This is a genomic window from Faecalibacillus sp. H12 (genome assembly GCF_013361255.1).
Classification (GTDB): domain Bacteria; phylum Bacillota_I; class Bacilli_A; order Erysipelotrichales; family Coprobacillaceae; genus Faecalibacillus; species Faecalibacillus intestinalis.
This window is the reverse complement of record NZ_JABWDK010000001.1, coordinates 416,716-438,090: the sequence shown is the minus strand read 5'-3', so window position 1 is coordinate 438,090 and position 21,375 is coordinate 416,716. Positions and strand designations below refer to the sequence as shown.

The following is a 21,375-nucleotide window of genomic DNA, read 5'->3' as shown; positions in this document are numbered from 1 at the left end:
TATGTCATTAAAAACAGATAGAATAAATACTCAAATTTTAAGAGAAGTTTCTTTGATTTTACAAAATGAAGTACGTGATAGAGATTTACGTATGTGTACAATTACTGCTGTTGAAACAACAAATGATTTATCTATTTCTAAAGTGTATGTTACTTTTTTAGGAAAAAATTATAATCAAGAAAAAGGAATGGAAGCATTAGAAAGATCTAAAGGATTCATTCGTAATTTACTTGCTAAAAAATTAAAAGTAAGAAAGTGTCCTGAATTACATTTTGTTTTAGATACTTCTTTAGAATATGGAAATAAAATTGAAAGTATTATTAATTCATTACATGAAAAAGATTAGAAATAATCTTTTTCTTTTTTTTAGAATTTATTTTATGATATAATGAAAATACTGATAGGAGGATTATTATGGTAGAATTATCTAATGATTTATTAACTGTTTCTTTACATCCAAAAGGAGCAGAAATTATTTCAATTAAAGGGAAAAAAGATCAATTGAATTATATGTGGAGAAGAGATGCATCTCAATGGGCAAACAGTGCACCTATTTTATTTCCAATTGTTGGAGCATTAAAAAATGATACATGTGTGATTAATGGTAAAGAGTATCATATGACACAACATGGTTTTGCAAGACACAATGAATTTGAAATAAACCAAGTTAGTGATACTGAGGTAATATTCTCATTAAAATCTAATGATGAAATTATAAAACAATATCCTTTCTTATTTGAATTAAATGTCACATATAGACTTGTTGAAAATAAATTAAAATGTCATATTGAAGTAAAAAATACGGATCATCAACCTATTTATTTCCAAGTTGGAGGACATCCTGCTTTTGCTTGTCCATTTATGGAAAATGAATCAAGCAACGATTATTATTTAGAATTTTCAGAAAATGAAACATGTAATCGAAAAATAATTGATGTTGAAAAAAGAGGTATGTCAAGAGTTGAAAAACCTTTCTTTGATAATGAAAAAAGATTTTTTGTTAGACAAGAGCTTTTTAATACAGATGCAATTGTTATTAAAAATTTTAAATCAGAAAATATTGCTCTTAAATCATTAAATCATGATAAATCAATTGTTTTTCATATGAATGGTTTTGACCATGTTGGACTTTGGGCCGCAAAACATGTTGGTGGATTAATTGCTATTGAACCATGGGTTGGACATGCTGACTATACTGATTTTAATGGTGAATTTAAAGAAAAAGAAAGTTGTGTTGAATTACCTGTTGGTAAAAATTTTGAAGTTGAATTTGCTGTAGAAATTAACCAATAATGACAATTTTTTTAATTTTTGTAGATTATACTTTGTTTATGAAAGTTAAACTTATAGAATGTACTCATGAATTAGACTTACAAGATGAAATTAATGATTTTCTTAAACTGGGATATCATATAATACGGATGCATTATTGTGTTGCAATGTGTTTTTCATCTGAATTAGAATACTCTTTTAGTTGTTTAATTGAATATGATGATAAAGGTCCTAAATAAAAGGACTTTTATTTTTGCATAGATTTTATATTATTGGTTAAAATAATTAACGGAGGTGAAACATATGGCAAAAGATGTAAGATGTTCAGTTACGACATGTGCATATCATGATTCTAATAATAAATGTTTGGCAAATGAGATTAAAGTTTCAAAATGTAATTGTAGTTCACCATGTGATGAGCAAGAAACAGAGTGCGGAACTTTTAAATTAAAATAGGATTATTTCCTATTTTAATTTTTTTTTATTGTCTCTATGTTATAATATAAAAGGTGATTATATGAAAAATAGATTAATTATTTTTTTATCTTTATTTATTTTATTAGGTTGTTCAAGTCAAAAAAATACAACATCTTATTCAAAAAAACAATATAATGAATATGTTAGTTATTATAATCGTTTAAAGATGTCTACTTCATTTGATGAAAGCTGTGATGATTGTTCAATTCAATTAGTTACTAATAAAATATCAAATAAAAAAATACGGTATGATATTATCATTAATAATCCTGTTATTGAAATGAAAAATATTAAAGCAATCGCATTTATTGATAAAAAGGATAAAAATATTCCGAGTATTGGTTTATTAGAAAAGGATACTTTTTCATTAAAGCCTAATTATATTGATAAGAAGAATGGTTATTATAAAGGCATCAATTTATCAGGAACAACATCCAAAAACAAATTTGATGTTAAGCTCTATTTAACATATAACACAGAGGATAAACAAATAGAAAGGTATATTATTTTACATGGTAATGCGACTTGATAAATTATTAGCTCATTATGGTATCGGAACTAGAAAAGAAGTAAAAAATTATATTAGAAAAGGTTTTGTTACTGTTAATGGAAGTATTATAAAAAAGGATGATTTTAAAGTAGATTATGAAACAGATAAAATTATCTTTGATGGTGAGCTTATTACATATAAACCATATGTCTATATTATGCTTAATAAACCTGCTGGTTATGTTTCTGCTACAAAAGATAATGTTCATCCTACAGTTGTTGATTTGATTTATGGTTATGAACAGTATGATTTATTTCCAGTAGGAAGGTTAGATTTGGATACGGAGGGTTTATTATTACTAACAAATGATGGAGATTTTGCACATAAGTTATTAGCACCTAGTCGACATCATTCTAAATTGTACTATGCATGTGTCGAAGGAATAATGGATGAAAATGATATTTTAAAGTTTAAAGAAGGAATTACTATTGATCATTATAGATGTCAAAGTTCAAATTTATCCATTATAAAAACTGAAGATAATACATCTGAAGTATTAATTGAAATTTTTGAAGGAAAGTTTCATCAAGTGAAAAAAATGGTAGAAAGTGTCGGTAAAAAAGTAACTTATTTAAAAAGGTTACAGATGAAGAATTTAAAATTAGATACTTCTTTACAAATTGGAAAATTTAGAGAATTATCCGAAGATGAATTAGTCGACTTAATGAATGATTTGTGATACTATTTGTATAAAAAATAAGGAGGATTTTTTGTGAGATTAAGAAACAACCCAAAAGCTTATGAAATTATGGAAGAGAATGCTGATTTAGTTATCTTAAAGCCTGAAGAACATAAAGGTCATTATCATGATATATTTGAAATAAATCAGCCATTATATATAGAAATTGGAATGGGGAAAGGCGATTTTATTTATCAAAATGCTTTAAAACATCCAGAAAACAATTACATAGGGATTGAAAAATTTCCAAGTGTCTTAGCAGCAGCAATTAATAAAATTAATAAAAATCAATCATTGCCTAATTTAAAATTAATGCATTTTGATGCAATTGAATTAGAAAATGTTTTTGAAAATGGTGAAATTGATCATTTATTTTTAAATTTTAGTGATCCTTGGCCAAAAAAAAGACATGCAAAAAGACGTTTAACGTCTTCAGCGTTTTTAAATGTTTATCGTCGATTATTGAAAAAAGATGGTGTTATTGAATTTAAAACAGATAATCGAGGTCTATTTGAATATTCATTACAGTCAGTAACAGAAAATAATTATCATTTAGATTATGTTTCTTTAGATTTACATAATTCTCCAGAAGCAGGTGATAATATTATGACAGAATATGAAAGAAAATTTTCAGTAAATGGACCTATTTATAAAATGATTATTAGTGATTGTAAGGAGTAAAAAAATGGATCAATTAATTGAAATAAACTCATTAGAAGAATATGAAAAAGCTATTCAAACAAAATCAATCATCTTATTTACAGCTTCTTGGTGTCCTGATTGTATGTTTATCAAACCTTTTATAGGTAATGTTGTAAAAAAATATCCAAATTTTACATTTTATAGTATTAATAGAGATTATTTTATTGATTTATGTCAAGATTTAGATATTTTAGGAATCCCTTCTTTTGTCAGCTATGAAAATGGACAAGAGACAGGTCGCTTTGTAAGTAAATTAAGAAAAACGCAAGAAGAAATAGAAACATTTATACAATCAATAAAATAAAGTGTATTGAAGGAAGGAGTTATTATGTTTAAACATTTTTTTAAAAAATCAAACGATGATGATATTTTTGAAACTGTAGACCCAATTGTTGAACAAAGAAGAAATGAAAAGTTTTCTAAACCACTTATTTATGACGAAGAATTTAAAAAAGAAGAAGTTACTAAAAAAAGTGAAGGTCAACAAGTACCAAAAGAAACTACTTCCAAAAATGTTAAAAAGGTTGAAAAAAAAGTAGAAAAGAAAGAAGAACCCGAAATTAAGAAAAATTATGAAATGATGGATATCATTTCTCCAATGTTTGGAATGCATGAAGAAAAAAAAGAAATAGTTAAAACAGTTAAGAAAAATTCAGTAAAAAAACCAAAGAAAAAAGATAATTCACTTGTTCAAGTAATATCTCCGTATTATGGTAATTTTGAAGAAAAAGAAGAAACAGATAGTGAAGCTGTTCTTACTGCTGTTGAAGATTCAAAAGATTTTCAAGATGAAACAAATACTGATGATGAAAAAACAATAGAACCCGAAATTGTTGAAGAAGAAAAGCTTCCAACAGTTGAAGATAATTTAAGAAATATTGCTAAAATTGTTGAAGAAGAACAAGATCAACTTAAAATTATTGAGGAACGAACAGGGGAGTTTAAACTTGATTTTGGTCAAAAAAAATCAGAGGAACAAAATTCTTTAATTGATGAAATTGATGACAATATGTCTTTGGATGAATTGATGAGTCTGTATGAAAAGAAATTTAAGGATTAGTGATGATTAAAGGAATTGGTGTAGATATTTGTGATTTAAGAAGATTAAATCATTTGGATCAACTTGCAAAGAAAATTTTACATGTAGATGAATTTTCTTTGTATTTATCAAAAGGTAATGATAAAGCAAAAAGAGAATTTGTGGGTGGTAGATTTGCAGTCAAAGAGGCATTTGTAAAAGCAGCAGGTTATAAATCATTTAAGGAGATATGCTGTTTAAATGATGAAAATGGTAAACCCTATATTAAAGATGAGCCTTGTCATGTTTCTATTTCTCATGAAAATCATTATGCAGTTGCCTTTGTTGTTATTGAAAATAATGACCCTAATCAATAAAGTATAGAGTAATAAAACATTAATAAATATATCTTAGGATATATTTATTAATGTTTTTTATATGTTTTTTAGTCGTTTAAATAGACCTTTTAGTCGATTTAGCATGATTATTTTTTTATAAGAACTATGATAATACTAAGGAGGATCGTTTATGTTAAATTCAATTTCTTTAGTAGGAAAAATAGTAAAAAATGTATATCATGTTGAAAACATGGCTTTTATTGACATTGAGGTTAAAAGACCATTTCCTGAGGAGATAGGAAAAGAAAAATTTGATGTTTTTTCTATTGCTTTGTGGAAGGGGCTAGAAGACATGATGTCTGATGTTACTCAAATTGGAATGATTATTGCTGTTAGAGGGCGTTTAATAGCTAATAAATTTACAATGGCTAATTATGATTTTAAAGAAGTGATTGTATATGGAGAACTCATTGAAATTTTAAACAAATATTTTTAAATAAATAAATTGTCATTTATATTGTTTTTTGATAAAATCTATTATTGAAAGTCGGTGAAAATAAATGACAATTAATCAAGATAAAATAAGAAATTTTTCAATCATAGCGCATATTGATCATGGGAAAAGTACTTTAGCGGATCGTATTTTAGAAATGACCGGTGCGGTTTCAAATAGAGAGATGAAGGCTCAACTATTAGACAGCATGGAGTTAGAACGTGAAAGAGGCATTACAATCAAATTGAATGCTGTTCAACTTCAATACAAAGCAAAAGATGGAAATACCTATCTTTTACATCTTATTGATACTCCTGGCCATGTCGATTTTACTTATGAAGTATCTCGTTCATTAGCTGCATGTGAAGGAGCAGTGTTAGTTGTAGATGCAGCACAAGGTGTGGAAGCACAAACATTGGCAAATGTCTATTTGGCTTTAGATAATGATTTGGAAATTTTACCAGTTATAAATAAGGTAGATTTACCTAGTGCAAACCCTGAACATGTTATTCAAGAAATCGAAGATGTTATTGGATTGCCTGCAGACCATGCACCTCGTATCTCGGCTAAAAGTGGCTTAAACGTTGAAGATGTGTTAGAGATGATTGTTAAAGAGGTTCCTGCACCAAGTGGGAATATTAATCATCTTACTCAAGCACTTATTTTTGATTCATTTTATGATAGCTATAGAGGTGTTGTTGTATTCGTTAGAATTAAAGAAGGATCTATAAAGGTTGGAGATACAATTAAATTTATGGCTACAGGAGCTACTTACGAAGTAACTGAATTAGGTGTAAGAACTCCTGCGGAAGTTAAAAAAGATAAATTAGTTTGTGGGGAAGTTGGATGGATATCAGCTTCTATTAAATCTATTCAAAATGTTCATGTAGGGGATACAATAACAACTTTAGAAAATGAAAGTCATGAGCAATTGCCAGGGTATAGAAAGTTAAATCCTATGGTTTATTGTGGATTATATCCAGTTGATAATTCTAAGTATAAAAATTTACGAGAAGCATTGGAAAAAATACAACTTAGTGATTCGTCTCTTGTCTTTGAACCAGAAACATCACAAGCATTGGGATTTGGTTTTAGATGCGGTTTTTTAGGATTATTACACATGGATGTTATTCAAGAAAGATTAGAAAGAGAGTTTGATTTAGAACTTATTGCTACTGCACCATCTGTTATTTATAAAGTATTTTTAACAGATAAAACAATGGTTGAAATTGACAATCCTGCAATGATGCCATCTCCACAAGTAATAAATTATATTGAAGAGCCTTATGTAAAAGCTTCAATTATGACTCCAAATGAGTATATTGGATCTATCATGGAACTATGTCAATCAAAACGAGGAGAATATGTTGATATAGATTATATTGATGAAACACGTCGTAATATTATTTATAATATTCCTTTATCAGAAATTGTTTATGATTTCTTTGATAAATTGAAATCTAGTACAAAGGGATACGCCTCATTTGATTATGAATTAATAGGATATCGAGAAAGTAAATTGCAAAAAATGGATATTTTATTAAATGGTGATGTTGTAGATGCTTTATCATCTATTGTTCATAAAGATTTTGCTTATTCAAGAGGAAAAGTAATTTGTGAAAAATTAAAAGAAATTATTCCAAAACAAATGTTTGAAGTTCTTGTACAAGCAGCATTACAAGGTAAGATCATTGCAAGAACCACAATTAAGGCAATGCGTAAAAACGTCCTTGCTAAATGTTATGGTGGAGATATTTCGCGTAAAAAGAAACTTCTAGAAAAACAAAAGGAAGGTAAAAAGAGAATGAAGGCAGTAGGAAGTGTTGAAATTCCACAAGAAGCTTTCATGGCAATATTATCAGTTGATGATGAATAAATAGCAGCAATCGCTGCTATTTTAAATATGTTAAATATGTTAAATAAATTTATATTATCGATTAATTCAAATTTACTAATAATCTAAAGTATAATATAATTGTTCAAGGAAGGAGGAAAAATATGCCAAAGTTTTTTAACAAAAAAACTGCTACTGTAAGATTTCATGGATTTAATGAAGAAAAGAAATATCAAAATAGTAAATCTGATATAATTGTATCTAAAAGATTAATTGAACTAATTGCTGTGACACTTGTTTTAATTTTTATTTTAATTATTAGATTGGCTTATGTACAATTAACTCAAGCTGATACATTAGAAGTTAAACTGGAAACTTATGGAAGTACAACATATACAAATGATGCACCGCGTGGAGAAATCTATGATCGTAATTATACAAAAATCATGGGTAATCAAAATGTTATTTGTGTTGATTATTATGCACCTAAGAAAATTACAAATAAAGAAATTACGTATATTGCAAAATTTTTAAGTGAAAAAATTACAATTGACTTTTCTAAAAATAACGTTAATAACATTACTGAAAGAAATATAAAAGATTATTTTATTATTGCTCATGAAAAATTAGCAGAATCTTTGTTAAGTGACAAAGAGTTAAAAAAATTAAAAACAGAAAACCCTGATGATGCTGATTATTCTAAGGCAAAAACCAATTTGATTGTTTCTAAATTATCTATGGAATATATATATCAAAATATGACACAAGATGAAATAGAACAAACACGTTTTGAATATTTAATGAAACGATGTAAAACAGGTTCTGTAACTTTAGTAGAAGGGATTACAGTCGAAGAAGCTAGTGTTATAGGAGAAAATACAAATATTTTAAAAGGTATTCAAATAAGTAGTGGGTGGTCTCGTCAATCAATGGTGAATGGTCAACTTGGCGCGTTGATTGGAAAATTAACAACTAAAAGACAAGGATTGCCTACGGAATTAAAAACAGAATTACTTGCAAAAGGGTATACTGGTAATTCACGAGTCGGTACAAGTGGTTTAGAAAAACAATATGAAGATATTTTAAAAGCATCAAATTCATCATATTCTGTTAAATATAATAGTAATGGTGATCCTATTATCACAAACAATGTTAATGGTGAAAAAGGAGATAACATTCGCTTATCTATTGATTTAGAGTTACAATCTTTTGCTGATGAACTTATTACTAATGAATTAACGACATGTAATAGCTTTAATACTTATTTCAATAAAATGTATTTTGTAATGATGGATCCTAATAATGGAGAAATTTTAGTTATGTCAGCTAAAGAAATTAACAAAGAAACTGGCGAGGTCAAAGATATTTCTACAGGTAACTTTTTAGAAGCGGTAGAAATTGGTTCTACTTCAAAAGCGGGTACATTATATACAGGATTTAAAGAAAATATCATTGTTCCTAATACTTATTTTGTAGATGAGCCGCTTTGGTTTAAAGGTTCTACAAAAGCTAAACAATCATGGAAAACAATGGGAAACATTAATGAAATAGATGCGCTTGCTTGGTCATCAAATGTTTATATGTTTAGAATTGCTATGAAGTTAGCTGGTGTTGAATATGTACCTCATGGCGCTTTAAATGTTGATCTCAATCGTTTTGTCAAAACTCTCTCTACTATCAGAAGGGATTTTGGTGAATTAGGTTTAGGTGTTAAAACTGGATTGGATGTTCCAAATGAAAGTGACGGATATAAAGGAAGAGATACTGCCCCTGGGCATTTATTAGATGCATGTATCGGACAATATGACACATATACTCCAATTCAATTGGCACAATATACATGTACTCTTGCTAATATGGGTAAAAAAGTTCAACCTCATTTCCTTATTGAATCATTTAAAAGTGATGGAGAAGGAAATAGATACACAACTTATAAATTCAAAACAAATATTCAAGATGATGTTTCTTCACAGGCAGATGCATTTAAACAAATAAAAGCTGGAATGCGCGCATGTGTTACAAGAACAGATGGAACATCACATACGTATTGGTCAGAAAAGCCATATGCTGTTTATTGTAAGACAGGAACAGCTGAAAAATATGATGGTAATTCAAATGTTGACCACCCAAACCATCTACAAATTGGTTATATTTCAGCAACAGAAGATAGTAAACCATTAGTTGCATTTGCTAGTATTGCATTTAGAGAAGATCGTTCTTCATCGGGCGCTGATTCATCTGCACCAATTATTGCACATCAAGTTGTTGATAAATATGTAGAAAAATATGGTTTAAATTAAAAAAATGCTAGTATTTCATTAATTAATATGTTATTATATTTAAGAAAGTTTTAGTGATGCGGAGGTGTAATCATGAGAGATAATATCATTTTAAAATGTACAGAATGTGGAGAAGAAAATTATATCAACACTAAAAATAAAAGAAATCATCCAGATAGAATGGAAGTAAATAAATATTGCCCTAGATGCAATAAAAAAACTGTACACAAAGAAAAAAAATAAGCTTAGGCTTATTTTTTTATTGGAGAATATTTTATGGAAAGATTAATTATTAAAAAATTTGTACTTGGAATAATGTCAACAAATTGTTATTTGATAGAAAATAATAATCATTCGATTCTAATTGATCCAGGGGATAAGGCTGAGCTACTTATAAATTATTTAACACAAAATAATTTACAATTAACTGCTATCTTATTAACACATGGTCACTTTGATCATATTGGAGCTATAGATGAATTAGTAGAAAAATATAATTGCCCTGTTTATATTCATCAAGATGATTATGAAATGATTTACAATGATCAATTAAATTTATCTAACTATTACGGTGAATTAAAAATTAAATCTAAAGTAACAGCTGTTGATAAGGATATAGATATTGGTGACTTTCATTTTGAATTTTTACATTTGCCAGGACATACAATTGGTTCATGCTTTATCATCTTAAAAAATTACCATGTTATTTTTTCAGGAGATGTTTTGTTTAAAAATGGAATTGGTAGATTTGATTTTCCAACATCATCTTCAACAGACACAAGAAATAGTATAAAAAAAATTAAAGAAATAAAAGATGATTATGAAATATATCCTGGACACGGTGAATTGACAACTTTAATACAAGAAAAATTAAATAATCCATATCTTCAGTAGAATAACAATTTATTCTACTTTTTTTATAACATTTTTTTCTTTATCCAATTCAAGATAAAATGTGATATTGAGTTTATATCGATCATTTTTTAATCTTGTTTCTATTAAAAAATAATCTCCCATATCATCAACAGTATACGAAATTGTGTAATTTTCAAGTTCTAAATAATTACTTAATAAAATGCTATTTTGATTTTCGTATTTATAATTTGCAATAAGTATATTTTTAAGTAGTCTTATATCATTCGTTTGTTTTATAGATTGAAAACCTCGACTATTTAGAATTGTCAAATGACATAATGAAAATATATTAAGAGAAAGCATGAACAATAAAATAAGGGTGATTTGTAGAACATTTCCGTTATTCTTCTTTTTTTTCATAATCACTACCTACAATAAATTGATATTCTTTATTATTACTCATTAAATTTATTTTGATAAATCCATTCGTATTTTCAAAATATACAGAATCAATGTCATGATATAAAATATGGTGTCCAGGTGTAATAACGAGTCGTTTGTTTTGTAGTATTATTTTATGAGAATCGTCATTTTCATCGAGAAAACTTAAACTATCACCATATTCTATATTTTTAGCCGTTATAAGTTCATTACTAAGTGAAAATATTGCATTTTCTAGCGATGTATCGATATATTTTGATTGATTAGAAATTTTTAAAACTTTCACTAGTAATGAACAGTTTAAAACAATAAGTAATGTGATAGATAAACTCAATAATACTTCTACTAATGTAAAGCCTTTTTTAGACATGTCTCTATTCCTTCATCTAAATTAAGTGTATATTCTATTTGTTGTTTCTCTGACTGATAAGTTTCGTATTCTTGATTGACTTTGATGTTTGTTTTTGAATTTGTTACATATAAAGACACTAATAGAATAATAACAGTAGTAAAGATACTAAAAGCAAAAAGACTTTCAATCAAAGTAAAACCTTTTTTATTTAAACTCATAATCACCCGCTCCAAGATGAAAAATAATGGTATATTTCTTTTTGGGTGCAATGAGATCAATATGATTTGCTTGATTTATATTGCCATCTTTATTGAAATATATTTCTTTAATATTATTGAAAAAATAATTATTAGGTAAAACTACTCTGTATTTTTTTTGATGATCAATAAAAGATATTTCTTGTTTTGATACAATTAAACTAACTTTTTCATGACTAATTATTGCCTTACTTTTAGCCTGATTAATAATCATTCCTATTTGTTTTTTTACACATTCATCCGTTATATAAATTGTTTTTGTATTCATAAAAGGGAACGAAAGTACTGACAATGTTAATATAATAGATATTACTAACAACATTTCAATCAAAGTAAATCCTTTATTTTGAAACATAGGCTTCACCATCACTTATTCTTATGGCAAGTCCTGAAGGACAAACAGCTTGTTTTTCCTTTAAATAAGGATGGCTGCCAGAAGTTAATTGAGACATACTAGTTGGTAATTCTCCATGCTCGATTTCGTACAAAATGATTTGTGAGTTAACAACTTCAATTTGTGCATCACAACTTTTTTCTTTTACTAAACGATTTTTACTTGTAACATTTGGAATAACAAGCAGTAAAATAACTAGTATTACAGAAATACAAAAAATCATTTCAATGAGTGTAAAACCTTTTTTATTAGAATTCATAATCCTTATAATCCTCCTTTTTATAAATTTGAGACAACATTCATCATAGGAATTATTATTGAAACATACACAACAATTACAAATGTAGCAACAAAACCATAAATCAATGGAACTATGATTTTTATAAATTTAGAAACAAATTGATTTAATTGCATAAATGTAAGTTGGATATAATTTTCTAAACTTTGGTTTTCATGACTATTTTGAATAATAGATATAAATTTTTTAAAATCATCTGAAAAATAAGGAAAATCATTAACTGCTAAATTAAAATCATGACCATTTATAATTAAACGATAAAGTTCATAAACAATCATTTTAATATCACTATCAGTTATTTTATCATATAAAGTTTCAATAATGGATGTTGTATCATAGTGCTGTATGAGTAATTCATTATAATAAATTGCAAACTTTAACGAATAATACTTACAAATCAATTTTTTAATAAAATGTGTGTGATTAATCAAAAAATCTATCTGATTGAATTTTTGTTTTGCAATGCTTTGATAGATAAATATCATTAAAATAATATTTATTATAGTAATTAGTGTTAAAAAAACAGGAATTGCATGTAATAATACAAATAGACATTGAATAATAAATGATTTTTGAATATCAAAATCGTTAAATAAAATTTCAACCTGTGGTAATAAGTAAAAAACAGTAAAAATAGAAAAAACAAATAAGAAAATAAGCAATATAATTGGATATGCCAATTTTTTTAAAAAAGTATTTTTATACTCATCTCTTTTTTTGCAAATTTCAATTGACTTTTTTAATGCAGTTTCTAATGTGAATTCATTTTTAAAAAATGAATAATATTCTTTAAATAGAGTAGGAAAGGGAAGCATTATAAAAATTTCGTCAAGAGAAAAACCTTGATTTAAATAGTTCTTTATTTCCTTTACTTCTTTTTCATAGTTAAGCAAACTGCAAAAATCAAGCGTTTCTTGTAATGAATATCCTTGATTAAAGAAAAAAATAAGTAGATCAATAAAATTAAGTAATTTATTTTTCATTTAAAACACCTACATTTTTTAATGTGCATGCAGCTTTCGAAAAATCATAGTAATCTATTTTCTTTCGATCAAAATATTTTAATAAGTTTTTTTGATCAATGTATTCACTTAAAATAAATACTTCTTTTTTATCGTTAAAACGCATTTTTTGTGTCATGATACCAAGAAGAACATCTTCTAAATCAAGAGATGAAATGTTTAAGTTTTCTAATCTTTTAATCGTATTTATACAATTACTTGCATGAATAGTTGTTAGTACAAGATGTCCAGTTAAAGCACATGTAAGTGCTAATTGAGCTGTCTTTTCATCACGTACTTCACCGACCATTATGACATCTGGGTCATGTCTTAATATTTGTTTTAACGATTCATGATAGCTGATACCTTTTCTGTCATCAATTTCAATTTGCAAACAATAATCTTTATTGATTTCAATAGGATCCTCTAGTGTAATAATATTTTTTTTATACATCTTATTAATTGCATCTAAAATAGCATATAATGTTGTAGATTTCCCAGAACCAGTTGCACCACTTATTACAAATAATCCGCTATCCTTTTGGACAATCTGTTTTAAAAATTGATAAACATGAATATCTTTACTAATATTTTCTAATGATAATTTTTGATGATTATTTAGGATACGAATAACAATGGAATCCATATCTTTTCCAATAAGTGAGGAAATTCTTAAGTTATATTTTTTATTATTTAAAACATACACATAATGTCCTGTTTGAGGTTTACGGTAATAATTTAAATCAATTTTAGAAATGAAACGAATATAATTCATTAATTGAATAATATTTGTTTTTTCATAGGTTTCATAAGTAAGTAGTTCCCCACAAATCCTAAATTTAATCACTCCTTTCTCTGTACATTGTAAATGAATATCACTTACATTTTTTTTAATAGCTTGATAAATAATCTGTTCAAATAGTTCCTCCATAAAAATCCTCCTATTATTATATAGACAATTTATTCTTAAATTTCTTTTTTTAAGTTAATTTTTTTCAAAAAATATAAATAGTAAGAATATCGATTGTAAAAATAAAAAAACTATTCCATTCATAATAATTTTTTGTTACAATCAACAAGGATATTATTAAAAAGGAGATTATTATGATTAACGTTAGTGATTTAAAACCAGGTGTTACTTTTCAAATGGATGGAAATTTATTTGTAGTATTAGATTATTCTCATAATAAAACTGCCAGAGCAGCAGCAAATATTAAAGTTAAAATGAAAAACTTACGTACTGGATCTACTACTGAAATGACATTCGGTGGAAATGATAAAGTAAAAAGAGCACAAATCGATAAAAAAGAAATGCAATACTTGTATAATACAGGGGATGCATTTGTATTTATGGATGGAGAAACATATGAACAAATTGAAATTCCAGCTGAAAATTTAGAATGGGAAAAGAATTTCTTAAAAGAAAGTGATACAGCAACGATTAGAAGTTTTGAAGGTGAAGTATTAGGTGTACAATTACCTGATAAAGTTACTTTACAAATTACTGAAGCAGAACAAGCGGTTAAAGGAGATACAGCAACTGGAGCAACAAAAAATGCTGTTTTAGAAACTGGATTCCAAATCAAAGTCCCTTTATTTATTAATGAAGGAGAAATGGTCGTTATTTCAACTGCTGAAGGAAAATATTCAGGCAGAGCTTAGCACTAGGACAAAACCTAGTGTTTTTTCATATTCTAAAACGTGATTGCATACAGTAGGTAATGAGGGGATGTTCATGAATAAACAAGCTATAACATTTTTATCATTATTTACATTGATTCTTGTTTTATCAATTTATTATTTATTAGTACCACCAATTGATCAAGGTGACACGGTCTCAAAAAAATCATTAAGTAGAATAGAAATTTTGCAAAGTGAACTCAATAAAAATCATGAAAATAAAATTAATGACAATAATACGGTAATTGCCTCTTCAAAAGCATCTGAAAAAGAAATTTCAACAGCACTTACTTCTAATGAAAAAACAAAAGCAATTATAAAAAATGAAAAAGATATCTGTCAGTTATTAACTGATAAAGGGTATAAAGAATGTTTTTGTGAGATTGATGGTGAACACATGAAAGTAGTTGTAAAATTAAAAGATGCAACTTCGAAAGATGCTAATAAAATCATCAAGCTTATTCATAATAAATATAATGGATATATCATTGAAGTTAAATTTGTTGAAGACTAATGATACTTCTAACTTGAATAATCAATGATTTTTAGATAAAATAAAGTATAGAGATATAAAGGAGTAATTTTATGGAATACTATACAGTAGAAAAGAAAAATAATTTAGGTGAACAATATATTGAATTATCTGTTTTTCAAGCAATTACTAATCATGAAGTGAGTAAAATAAACGGGATTGATTTTGATGGTGGAAAAAATTCTGTAAATATTGAAATCAATGATCATAATCAAGTAATCATCGGTATTGACATTGTCATTGATTATGGGCTTAATGTTGGAAAAGTTGTTAGTGAAATTCAAAATGAAGTTGTAAATGCTATTGATAGATATATTGGCTTTAGAAATGTTAAAGTGAATGTTAATGTCAATAAAATTAAATTCTAGGGATTGTCTAGCAATTCCTTTTTTATTGTGTTTATTTATTTAATTTCGTAAGAAACTATGATAGAATATGAATATATTTTGGAAGGAAATGTGTATGGAAAAAGTAAGAAAAAAATTAATTAGAGAAAAAGCTGTTATTGCAGTTTACCAATATCTTTTAACAAATTCAACAGAAGAAGAAATTATGAATTATTTAAACGAATGTTATAAACCAAGAATGGATGAAAGAGAAATTGAACTTTGTAAAGAAATTGTTTTCAATACGATTGAACGTATTGATGAATATGTGCCTCTTATTGAAAAGAATTTGAAAAAATCATGGTCAATTGATCGTCTTTCTATAATGGAAAAAGCAATTCTTTATGTAGCTATTTATGAACGAAATGAAGTTTCTAAAGAAATTTCAATTAATCAAGCAGTTGAATTAGCAAAAAAATACTGTGATGAAGATGCTTATAAATTTATTAATGGAGTTTTAGGTGCCATTGGATAAAAAATATATAACAGTTTCTACTTTAAATAACTATTTAAAGCGAAAAATAGATGTTGATATGCAATTACAGCATGTCTTCATCAAGGGTGAAATATCTAATTTTAAAAGAAATATGAGTTCTGGTCATTTGTATTTTACACTAAAAGATGGTAAATCACATATTAGTGCGATTATGTATAAAGGATTTGCTGAACAATTAAATTTTGATGTAAAAAATGGTGATTCAGTTTTAATAGAAGCAACTGTTTCTGTTTATGCAGTTACAGGATATAATCAATTAATAGTTAAAAATATTGAACCTGATGGAGTAGGTTCATTATTTTTAAAATTTGAGAATTTGAAAAAATCATTACTACAAGAAGGTTTGTTTGATGAAAAATATAAAAAAAATATTCCTTCTTACCCTAGCAAAATTGCTGTTTTATCAGCATATCCTAGTGCTGCATTAATGGATGTAATGCGTACTTTAAAAAAACGTTTTCCTGTGTGTAGAGTTATCATTTTTCCTATACCTGTACAGGGGAAAGACGCATATTTGAAAATTATTTCAACTTTGAAATTCGTAGATGAACTTCACTTTAATACCATTATTTTGGCACGAGGTGGTGGTTCGTTAGAGGATTTATGGAATTTTAATGAAGAAGCATTAGCAAGAACAATTTTTGAATTAAAAACACCTATTATTTGTGGAATAGGGCATGAAATAGATTTTACAATATGTGATTATGTATGTGATTTAAGAGCGTTAACACCTACCTATGCAGCTATTGAAGCCACACCTAATATAGAAGATATGTATAAGCATTTATCAATGTTAGATGGTCTTTTAAAATCAAATATGAAGTATAAAATTGAAACATTGAATACAAGATTAAATCGCTTAACACACTTTTATTTATTTAAAAATCCTGAAAAACTATATGGTGATCACTTACAATATGTTTCTTATTTACAAGATAAAATTTCTAATTTCATGGAAAAACGTTTAAATAATAATATGGTTATTTATACAAAACTTAATTTACAATTACAATCTCAAAATAAAGTATTTGTAAGTCATTATCAACAAAAGATTCAAACATATGAAAATTTATTAAAAATAAATTTTCATAATAAACTTAAAGCCAATCAAAATAACTTAAGTATGTTGATTTCTAAATTAAATGCATTAAGTCCTTTACAAACGTTAGAAAGGGGCTATGCTTTAGTAAAAAAAGAAAATCAATATGTTTCAAGTATAGATGATTTAAATAATGAAGATAATGTTTCTATCTATTTAAAAGACGGTTACGTTAAAGCAACGATTCATAAGGAGTAATGTATATGGAAAAAATGACATTCGAACAGGCAATAAAACGATTAGAAGAAATTGTCGATTTATTAGAAAATAACGAAACATCTTTAGATGATAGTGTTGAACTTTTTCAAGAAGGCGTACAGCTTTCTCAATATTGTTCAAAAAAATTAGGAAATGTAGAAAATAAAGTTTCTAAAATACTTATTGATGGTCAATTAGAAGATTTTGATGTAGAGGTAGAAAATAATGAATAATGTTATAAATGAAATTAATCAAAGACTTGAAAATATTTTATCTCAATATCCTGATAGTAAGGTTAAGGAAGCAATGTATTATTCTTTAAAAGCAGGGGGAAAGCGAATTAGACCATTAATTGTTTTACAAGTGATTAGAGCATATGGTCTTGATTATAGAAAGTATATTGATATTGCTTGTGCATTAGAAATGATACACACTTATTCATTGATCCATGATGATTTACCTGGAATGGACAATGATGATTTAAGACGTGGAAAACCAACATGTCATAAACAATTTGGTGAAGCAACAGCAATTTTAGCAGGAGATGGTCTTCTTAATGAAGCAGTAAACATCATTTTACAAACCAATCTAGATGATTCATTAAAACTTTCACTTGTTTCTTGTTTATATACATCAAGTGGTATAAACGGGATGATTTTAGGACAAGAATATGATATTGAAAATGAAGGTAAAAAGCTTTCAAAAGAAACATTAGATAAAATTCACCATTATAAAACAGGAAAATTATTATCTTGTGCCTTTCAAATGGGGGCTTTAATTGCCTCACCAAACGATTTAGAAATTTTAAAACAAATAGGTTATAAAATTGGCTTAGCATTTCAAATTCAAGACGATATTTTAGATGTGACATCTGATGCCAAAACATTGGGTAAAAATACAGGAAGTGACGAAGCAAATCATAAAGAAACTTATGTTACACTTTTAGGAATTGAAAATTCTCAAAAAGAAGTTGATTTACTATTTAATGAAGCTCAGCAACTTGTGTATTCTTTAACACTAAATCATGGGTTGATTTTGGAAATTATTGAAAAATTATGGAAAAGAGTGAGATAAATGGATTTAACAAAAATTAAAGGTCCTTCTTTTTTAAAAGAATTAACAGAAAAGGAATTGAATGACTTAGCAAAGGATATTCGCCAATTTATTATTGAATCTGTTTCTCAAACAGGTGGACATTTATCAAGTAATTTAGGAATTGTTGAATTAACTATTGCTTTGCATTATGTGTTTAACTCACCTGAAGATAAAATATTTTTTGATGTAGGACATCAATGTTATGTTCATAAAATTTTAACAGGACGTGCAAAAGATTTTACACATTTAAGAAAATTCAATGGCTTATCAGGCTTTCAAAAACGTTGTGAAAGTAAACATGATGTTTGGGAGGCTGGTCATTCTTCTACAGCTCTTTCGGCAGCTGTAGCAATGGCAATCGCAAGAGACTTAAATAAAGAAAGTTTTAGCATTGTTCCTGTAGTAGGCGATGGAGCTATTGTAGGCGGCGAATCTTTAGAAGCTTTAAATCATCTTGGTTCAATTAATAATAAAGTAATTTTAATTTTAAATGATAATCAAATGTCAATCTCTAAAAGCATTGGTGGTATGAACAACTTTCTAAATAATGTGCGTATGTCTAATACATATAATAAAATGAAAGATGACTATCGTTCGATTTTACAACATGGGAAATTAGGAGAAGGTGTTTATAAAGCTACAAAATATATTAAAGACTTTATAAAAAGAGGTTTTATAAATGATACTATTTTTGAAGACTTTGGTATTGATTATTTAGGTCCGGTGGATGGACATAATATTGTTGAATTGATAAGAGTATTGCAACTTGCACAAAAGAATAAAAAGAGTGTCGTTGTACATGTTGTTACTGAAAAAGGAAAAGGTTATTCATTTGCTGAAAATGATCAAGAAGGTAAATGGCATGGAACTCCACCATTTAATGTAAAAAATGGCCGTGTGCTTTCTTCTGGAAATTCTTCAAAAAAATCATGGTCGGAAATTATATCTGATCAGGTTTTACAATGGATGAAAATTGATAAGGATATTGTTTCAATTACTCCTGCAATGATTAAAGGATCGGCAATGAATACTTTATTTAAAGTATTCCCAGAAAGATGTTTTGATGTAGGAATTGCTGAAGAGCATGCTCTTACTTTTACAGCAGGTTTATCTATTTCTCAAAAAAAACCTTTTATTTCTGTCTACTCTTCTTTTTTACAAAGAGCTTATGATCAAATTAATCATGATATTGCTAGAATGGATTTACCATGTCTTTGCAGTATTGATCGTGCAGGTATTGTAGGAGAAGATGGCCCAACGCATCATGGGGTATTTGATGTAAGTATTTTATCACCTATTCCTAACATCGTTCTTTTTGCTCCTAAAGATGCTAGAGAACTTCGTCAATTTGTAAATACAGCATTTCATAATTTTAATAAACCTTATTTTATTAGAATACCTAGAGGAAGTATAGATGATATAAAAGTTGATTATAATAATCAATTAGAATTAGGTACTTGGACTATTGAATCTTGCAAAGATGACTATAAAATGACTTTAATTTGTTATGGTGATAATGTTGAAAAGATAAAAACAATAATCAAAAGTAAACATTTAAATATTAGAATTATAAATGCGAGATTTATTAAGCCTATAGATGAAGATATGGTACATAAAATATTTACTGAAAATGATAAACCGATTCTTGTATATGAAACTATTTTAAAAACAGGATCATTAGGTTCGATATTATTGACTTATTGTAATGAAAAACATATTTTAAGAACTTTTGAACATATTGCACTTGCAGATCATTATTCAAAGCAAGGATCTGTACAAGAAATATATGATGATGAAAAAATTGATTTAGATACTGTTATAAATAAATGTGAGGAATTAATGAATGGAAAAAAAGAGAATTGATGTATTACTAGTAGAACAAGGATTCTTTGATTCGCGTGAAAAAGCAAAACGTGCTGTTATGGCTGGAATAGTTCATAATGATCATGAAATTATTGATAAACCTGGCACAAAAGTTCCTGTAGATATGGAGCTTTTTGTAAAGGGAACGGTTATGCCCTATGTTTCTAGAGGTGGTTTAAAATTAGAAAAAGCACTAAAAATATTTGATATTTCAATGCAAAATCGTGTTATGGTTGATATTGGTTCTTCAACAGGAGGATTTACAGATTGTGCTCTTCAAAATGGTGCACAATGTGTTTATGCTGTAGATGTAGGTACGAATCAACTTGTTTGGAAATTAAGAAATGATCCACGAGTTATTGTTAAAGAAAAAACGAATTTTAGGTATGCTACCCGTGATTTGTTTGAAAATGGGATACCTAATATTGCAACGATTGATGTTTCTTTTATTTCTTTGAAACATATTTTTATTCCTCTTAAAGATATATTAAATGAAAATGATGATATTGTAGCGTTGATCAAGCCTCAATTTGAAGCAGGAAAAGATGAAGTTGGGAAAAAGGGAATTGTAAAAGATCCTAAAACACATTTAAAGGTTATTGAAAATGTCATTGCGTATGCAAATGAATGTCATTTGAGCTTACAAGCATTGTCTTTTTCTCCAATTACCGGTGGAGAAGGTAATATTGAGTTTTTAGCTCATTTTAAAGTTGGTGGAGTAAATAATCCTATTGATATTGAAAATGTTGTAAATGAAGCACATATTTGTTTTAAAGGGTAAAGGAT

At 27.1% G+C, this 21,375-nt stretch carries 31 protein-coding genes; 24 read left to right on the top strand and 7 right to left on the bottom strand.

Annotated elements, in window-relative coordinates; all coding sequences use genetic code 11:
• Window position 1 precedes the first annotated feature (1 nt).
• The 15 genes from rbfA to HUU89_RS02460 all read left to right on the top strand — a co-directional run bounded on the left by rbfA (window position 2) and on the right by HUU89_RS02460 (window position 10,536).
• Window positions 2-346: a 30S ribosome-binding factor RbfA gene (gene rbfA, locus HUU89_RS02530; protein ID WP_022001537.1), complete on the top strand. Its 345-nt coding sequence runs from the start codon at window positions 2-4 to the stop codon at window positions 344-346.
• A 68-nt stretch (window positions 347-414) separates the two neighbouring features.
• Complete coding sequence (locus HUU89_RS02525; RefSeq protein WP_175300915.1) at window positions 415-1,293, top strand: aldose 1-epimerase family protein; 879 nt, start codon at window positions 415-417, stop codon at window positions 1,291-1,293.
• Window positions 1,293-1,511 carry a sporulation protein Cse60 gene (locus HUU89_RS02520; protein ID WP_227391653.1) on the top strand — a complete coding sequence of 73 codons (219 nt, stop codon included), beginning with the start codon at window positions 1,293-1,295 and terminating at the stop codon, window positions 1,509-1,511. The genes HUU89_RS02525 and HUU89_RS02520 overlap by 1 nt, the downstream gene beginning before the upstream one ends.
• 64 nt (window positions 1,512-1,575) lie before the next feature.
• The gene (locus HUU89_RS02515; protein WP_022001540.1) at window positions 1,576-1,728 is read left to right on the top strand and encodes a DUF1540 domain-containing protein; all 153 of its coding nucleotides are present in this window, start codon (window positions 1,576-1,578) and stop codon (window positions 1,726-1,728) included.
• Window positions 1,729-1,789: 61 nt separating this feature from the next.
• Entirely contained in the window at window positions 1,790-2,278 is a 489-nt protein-coding gene (locus HUU89_RS02510) for a hypothetical protein (protein WP_119363400.1), read from the top strand.
• On the top strand, window positions 2,262-2,978 hold the full coding sequence (locus HUU89_RS02505) for a pseudouridine synthase (RefSeq protein ID WP_081918920.1): 717 nt from the start codon (window positions 2,262-2,264) through the stop codon (window positions 2,976-2,978). Before HUU89_RS02510 ends, HUU89_RS02505 begins: the two co-directional genes overlap by 17 nt.
• Window positions 2,979-3,011: 33 nt before the next feature.
• Entirely contained in the window at window positions 3,012-3,659 is a 648-nt protein-coding gene (trmB, locus tag HUU89_RS02500) for a tRNA (guanosine(46)-N7)-methyltransferase TrmB (RefSeq protein WP_175300914.1), read from the top strand.
• 4 nt (window positions 3,660-3,663) lie between these two features.
• Window positions 3,664-3,984, top strand: coding sequence for a thioredoxin family protein (locus HUU89_RS02495; protein ID WP_147580250.1), 321 nt, complete (start codon window positions 3,664-3,666; stop codon window positions 3,982-3,984).
• A 24-nt stretch (window positions 3,985-4,008) separates the two neighbouring features.
• Window positions 4,009-4,740, top strand: a complete 732-nt coding sequence (locus HUU89_RS02490) for a hypothetical protein (RefSeq protein WP_175300913.1) — start codon at window positions 4,009-4,011, stop codon at window positions 4,738-4,740.
• Window positions 4,741-4,742: 2 nt separating this feature from the next.
• Window positions 4,743-5,075, top strand: a complete 333-nt coding sequence (gene acpS / locus HUU89_RS02485) for a holo-ACP synthase (RefSeq protein ID WP_119363397.1) — start codon at window positions 4,743-4,745, stop codon at window positions 5,073-5,075.
• A gap of 151 nt (window positions 5,076-5,226) precedes the next feature.
• Entirely contained in the window at window positions 5,227-5,532 is a 306-nt protein-coding gene (locus HUU89_RS02480; RefSeq protein WP_175300912.1) for a hypothetical protein, read from the top strand.
• Between the two features lie 64 nt (window positions 5,533-5,596).
• On the top strand, window positions 5,597-7,405 hold the full coding sequence (lepA, locus tag HUU89_RS02475) for a translation elongation factor 4 (protein ID WP_175300911.1): 1,809 nt from the start codon (window positions 5,597-5,599) through the stop codon (window positions 7,403-7,405).
• A gap of 122 nt (window positions 7,406-7,527) precedes the next feature.
• Window positions 7,528-9,663, top strand: a complete 2,136-nt coding sequence (locus HUU89_RS02470) for a penicillin-binding transpeptidase domain-containing protein (RefSeq protein WP_175300910.1) — start codon at window positions 7,528-7,530, stop codon at window positions 9,661-9,663.
• A gap of 72 nt (window positions 9,664-9,735) precedes the next feature.
• Complete coding sequence (rpmG, locus tag HUU89_RS02465; RefSeq protein WP_022001550.1) at window positions 9,736-9,885, top strand: 50S ribosomal protein L33; 150 nt, start codon at window positions 9,736-9,738, stop codon at window positions 9,883-9,885.
• A 33-nt stretch (window positions 9,886-9,918) separates the two neighbouring features.
• Entirely contained in the window at window positions 9,919-10,536 is a 618-nt protein-coding gene (locus tag HUU89_RS02460) for an MBL fold metallo-hydrolase (RefSeq protein ID WP_175300909.1), read from the top strand.
• 9 nt (window positions 10,537-10,545) lie between these two features.
• Here HUU89_RS02460 and HUU89_RS02455 read toward each other — a convergent pair whose 3' ends face one another.
• The 7 genes from HUU89_RS02455 to HUU89_RS02425 are packed head-to-tail and all read right to left on the bottom strand — an operon-like array spanning window position 10,546 to window position 14,171.
• Window positions 10,546-10,917: a hypothetical protein gene (locus tag HUU89_RS02455; protein ID WP_175300908.1), complete on the bottom strand. Its 372-nt coding sequence runs from the start codon at window positions 10,915-10,917 to the stop codon at window positions 10,546-10,548.
• Complete coding sequence (locus tag HUU89_RS02450) at window positions 10,898-11,308, bottom strand: prepilin-type N-terminal cleavage/methylation domain-containing protein (RefSeq protein WP_022001553.1); 411 nt, start codon at window positions 11,306-11,308, stop codon at window positions 10,898-10,900. The genes HUU89_RS02455 and HUU89_RS02450 overlap by 20 nt, the downstream gene beginning before the upstream one ends.
• Complete coding sequence (locus HUU89_RS02445; RefSeq protein WP_032090073.1) at window positions 11,284-11,508, bottom strand: type II secretion system protein; 225 nt, start codon at window positions 11,506-11,508, stop codon at window positions 11,284-11,286. The genes HUU89_RS02450 and HUU89_RS02445 overlap by 25 nt, the downstream gene beginning before the upstream one ends.
• Window positions 11,495-11,902, bottom strand: a complete 408-nt coding sequence (gene comGD / locus HUU89_RS02440) for a competence type IV pilus minor pilin ComGD (protein ID WP_175300907.1) — start codon at window positions 11,900-11,902, stop codon at window positions 11,495-11,497. Before comGD ends, HUU89_RS02445 begins: the two co-directional genes overlap by 14 nt.
• Window positions 11,889-12,200: a competence type IV pilus major pilin ComGC gene (gene comGC / locus HUU89_RS02435; RefSeq protein ID WP_022001556.1), complete on the bottom strand. Its 312-nt coding sequence runs from the start codon at window positions 12,198-12,200 to the stop codon at window positions 11,889-11,891. The genes comGD and comGC overlap by 14 nt, the downstream gene beginning before the upstream one ends.
• A gap of 20 nt (window positions 12,201-12,220) precedes the next feature.
• Window positions 12,221-13,222, bottom strand: a complete 1,002-nt coding sequence (locus tag HUU89_RS02430) for a type II secretion system F family protein (RefSeq protein WP_175300906.1) — start codon at window positions 13,220-13,222, stop codon at window positions 12,221-12,223.
• Window positions 13,212-14,171 carry an ATPase, T2SS/T4P/T4SS family gene (locus HUU89_RS02425; protein ID WP_022001558.1) on the bottom strand — a complete coding sequence of 320 codons (960 nt, stop codon included), beginning with the start codon at window positions 14,169-14,171 and terminating at the stop codon, window positions 13,212-13,214. The genes HUU89_RS02430 and HUU89_RS02425 overlap by 11 nt, the downstream gene beginning before the upstream one ends.
• Window positions 14,172-14,344: 173 nt before the next feature.
• Between HUU89_RS02425 and efp the strand changes: the two genes are divergently transcribed.
• The 9 genes from efp to HUU89_RS02380 all read left to right on the top strand — a co-directional run bounded on the left by efp (window position 14,345) and on the right by HUU89_RS02380 (window position 21,370).
• A complete protein-coding gene (efp, locus tag HUU89_RS02420; protein WP_022001559.1) occupies window positions 14,345-14,902 on the top strand; it encodes an elongation factor P in 558 nt (185 codons plus the stop codon).
• A 73-nt stretch (window positions 14,903-14,975) separates the two neighbouring features.
• Window positions 14,976-15,434, top strand: a complete 459-nt coding sequence (locus HUU89_RS02415) for a SpoIIIAH-like family protein (protein WP_032090069.1) — start codon at window positions 14,976-14,978, stop codon at window positions 15,432-15,434.
• 71 nt (window positions 15,435-15,505) lie between these two features.
• On the top strand, window positions 15,506-15,820 hold the full coding sequence (locus tag HUU89_RS02410; RefSeq protein ID WP_022001561.1) for an Asp23/Gls24 family envelope stress response protein: 315 nt from the start codon (window positions 15,506-15,508) through the stop codon (window positions 15,818-15,820).
• A gap of 94 nt (window positions 15,821-15,914) precedes the next feature.
• The gene (gene nusB, locus HUU89_RS02405; RefSeq protein ID WP_032090068.1) at window positions 15,915-16,313 is read left to right on the top strand and encodes a transcription antitermination factor NusB; all 399 of its coding nucleotides are present in this window, start codon (window positions 15,915-15,917) and stop codon (window positions 16,311-16,313) included.
• On the top strand, window positions 16,300-17,631 hold the full coding sequence (xseA, locus tag HUU89_RS02400; protein ID WP_317992316.1) for an exodeoxyribonuclease VII large subunit: 1,332 nt from the start codon (window positions 16,300-16,302) through the stop codon (window positions 17,629-17,631). The genes nusB and xseA overlap by 14 nt, the downstream gene beginning before the upstream one ends.
• 5 nt (window positions 17,632-17,636) lie before the next feature.
• Window positions 17,637-17,864 (top strand): exodeoxyribonuclease VII small subunit, encoded by a 228-nt coding sequence (gene xseB / locus HUU89_RS02395; RefSeq protein ID WP_022001564.1) that lies wholly within the window; start codon window positions 17,637-17,639, stop codon window positions 17,862-17,864.
• A complete protein-coding gene (locus HUU89_RS02390) occupies window positions 17,857-18,705 on the top strand; it encodes a polyprenyl synthetase family protein (RefSeq protein ID WP_032090066.1) in 849 nt (282 codons plus the stop codon). The genes xseB and HUU89_RS02390 overlap by 8 nt, the downstream gene beginning before the upstream one ends.
• A complete protein-coding gene (gene dxs / locus HUU89_RS02385; protein WP_175300905.1) occupies window positions 18,706-20,589 on the top strand; it encodes a 1-deoxy-D-xylulose-5-phosphate synthase in 1,884 nt (627 codons plus the stop codon).
• Window positions 20,570-21,370, top strand: coding sequence for a TlyA family RNA methyltransferase (locus HUU89_RS02380; RefSeq protein ID WP_032090064.1), 801 nt, complete (start codon window positions 20,570-20,572; stop codon window positions 21,368-21,370). The genes dxs and HUU89_RS02380 overlap by 20 nt, the downstream gene beginning before the upstream one ends.
• Window positions 21,371-21,375 lie beyond the last annotated feature (5 nt).

Excerpts from the sequence above, each read along its gene's own strand:
- rbfA (WP_022001537.1), top strand. The coding sequence starts at position 2 with ATGTCATTAAAAACAGATAGAATAAATACTCAAATTTTAAGAGAAGTT.
- HUU89_RS02525 (WP_175300915.1), top strand. The coding sequence starts at position 415 with ATGGTAGAATTATCTAATGATTTATTAACTGTTTCTTTACATCCAAAA.
- HUU89_RS02520 (WP_227391653.1), top strand. The coding sequence starts at position 1,293 with ATGACAATTTTTTTAATTTTTGTAGATTATACTTTGTTTATGAAAGTT.
- HUU89_RS02515 (WP_022001540.1), top strand. The coding sequence starts at position 1,576 with ATGGCAAAAGATGTAAGATGTTCAGTTACGACATGTGCATATCATGAT.
- HUU89_RS02510 (WP_119363400.1), top strand. The coding sequence starts at position 1,790 with ATGAAAAATAGATTAATTATTTTTTTATCTTTATTTATTTTATTAGGT.
- HUU89_RS02505 (WP_081918920.1), top strand. The coding sequence starts at position 2,262 with ATGGTAATGCGACTTGATAAATTATTAGCTCATTATGGTATCGGAACT.
- HUU89_RS02495 (WP_147580250.1), top strand. The coding sequence starts at position 3,664 with ATGGATCAATTAATTGAAATAAACTCATTAGAAGAATATGAAAAAGCT.
- HUU89_RS02490 (WP_175300913.1), top strand. The coding sequence starts at position 4,009 with ATGTTTAAACATTTTTTTAAAAAATCAAACGATGATGATATTTTTGAA.
- acpS (WP_119363397.1), top strand. The coding sequence starts at position 4,743 with ATGATTAAAGGAATTGGTGTAGATATTTGTGATTTAAGAAGATTAAAT.
- HUU89_RS02480 (WP_175300912.1), top strand. The coding sequence starts at position 5,227 with ATGTTAAATTCAATTTCTTTAGTAGGAAAAATAGTAAAAAATGTATAT.
- lepA (WP_175300911.1), top strand. The coding sequence starts at position 5,597 with ATGACAATTAATCAAGATAAAATAAGAAATTTTTCAATCATAGCGCAT.
- HUU89_RS02470 (WP_175300910.1), top strand. The coding sequence starts at position 7,528 with ATGCCAAAGTTTTTTAACAAAAAAACTGCTACTGTAAGATTTCATGGA.
- rpmG (WP_022001550.1), top strand. The coding sequence starts at position 9,736 with ATGAGAGATAATATCATTTTAAAATGTACAGAATGTGGAGAAGAAAAT.
- HUU89_RS02460 (WP_175300909.1), top strand. The coding sequence starts at position 9,919 with ATGGAAAGATTAATTATTAAAAAATTTGTACTTGGAATAATGTCAACA.
- HUU89_RS02455 (WP_175300908.1), bottom strand. The coding sequence starts at position 10,917 with ATGAAAAAAAAGAAGAATAACGGAAATGTTCTACAAATCACCCTTATT.
- HUU89_RS02450 (WP_022001553.1), bottom strand. The coding sequence starts at position 11,308 with ATGTCTAAAAAAGGCTTTACATTAGTAGAAGTATTATTGAGTTTATCT.
- HUU89_RS02445 (WP_032090073.1), bottom strand. The coding sequence starts at position 11,508 with ATGAGTTTAAATAAAAAAGGTTTTACTTTGATTGAAAGTCTTTTTGCT.
- comGD (WP_175300907.1), bottom strand. The coding sequence starts at position 11,902 with ATGTTTCAAAATAAAGGATTTACTTTGATTGAAATGTTGTTAGTAATA.
- comGC (WP_022001556.1), bottom strand. The coding sequence starts at position 12,200 with ATGAATTCTAATAAAAAAGGTTTTACACTCATTGAAATGATTTTTTGT.
- HUU89_RS02430 (WP_175300906.1), bottom strand. The coding sequence starts at position 13,222 with ATGAAAAATAAATTACTTAATTTTATTGATCTACTTATTTTTTTCTTT.
- HUU89_RS02425 (WP_022001558.1), bottom strand. The coding sequence starts at position 14,171 with ATGGAGGAACTATTTGAACAGATTATTTATCAAGCTATTAAAAAAAAT.
- efp (WP_022001559.1), top strand. The coding sequence starts at position 14,345 with ATGATTAACGTTAGTGATTTAAAACCAGGTGTTACTTTTCAAATGGAT.
- HUU89_RS02415 (WP_032090069.1), top strand. The coding sequence starts at position 14,976 with ATGAATAAACAAGCTATAACATTTTTATCATTATTTACATTGATTCTT.
- HUU89_RS02410 (WP_022001561.1), top strand. The coding sequence starts at position 15,506 with ATGGAATACTATACAGTAGAAAAGAAAAATAATTTAGGTGAACAATAT.
- nusB (WP_032090068.1), top strand. The coding sequence starts at position 15,915 with ATGGAAAAAGTAAGAAAAAAATTAATTAGAGAAAAAGCTGTTATTGCA.
- xseB (WP_022001564.1), top strand. The coding sequence starts at position 17,637 with ATGGAAAAAATGACATTCGAACAGGCAATAAAACGATTAGAAGAAATT.
- HUU89_RS02390 (WP_032090066.1), top strand. The coding sequence starts at position 17,857 with ATGAATAATGTTATAAATGAAATTAATCAAAGACTTGAAAATATTTTA.
- dxs (WP_175300905.1), top strand. The coding sequence starts at position 18,706 with ATGGATTTAACAAAAATTAAAGGTCCTTCTTTTTTAAAAGAATTAACA.
- HUU89_RS02380 (WP_032090064.1), top strand. The coding sequence starts at position 20,570 with ATGGAAAAAAAGAGAATTGATGTATTACTAGTAGAACAAGGATTCTTT.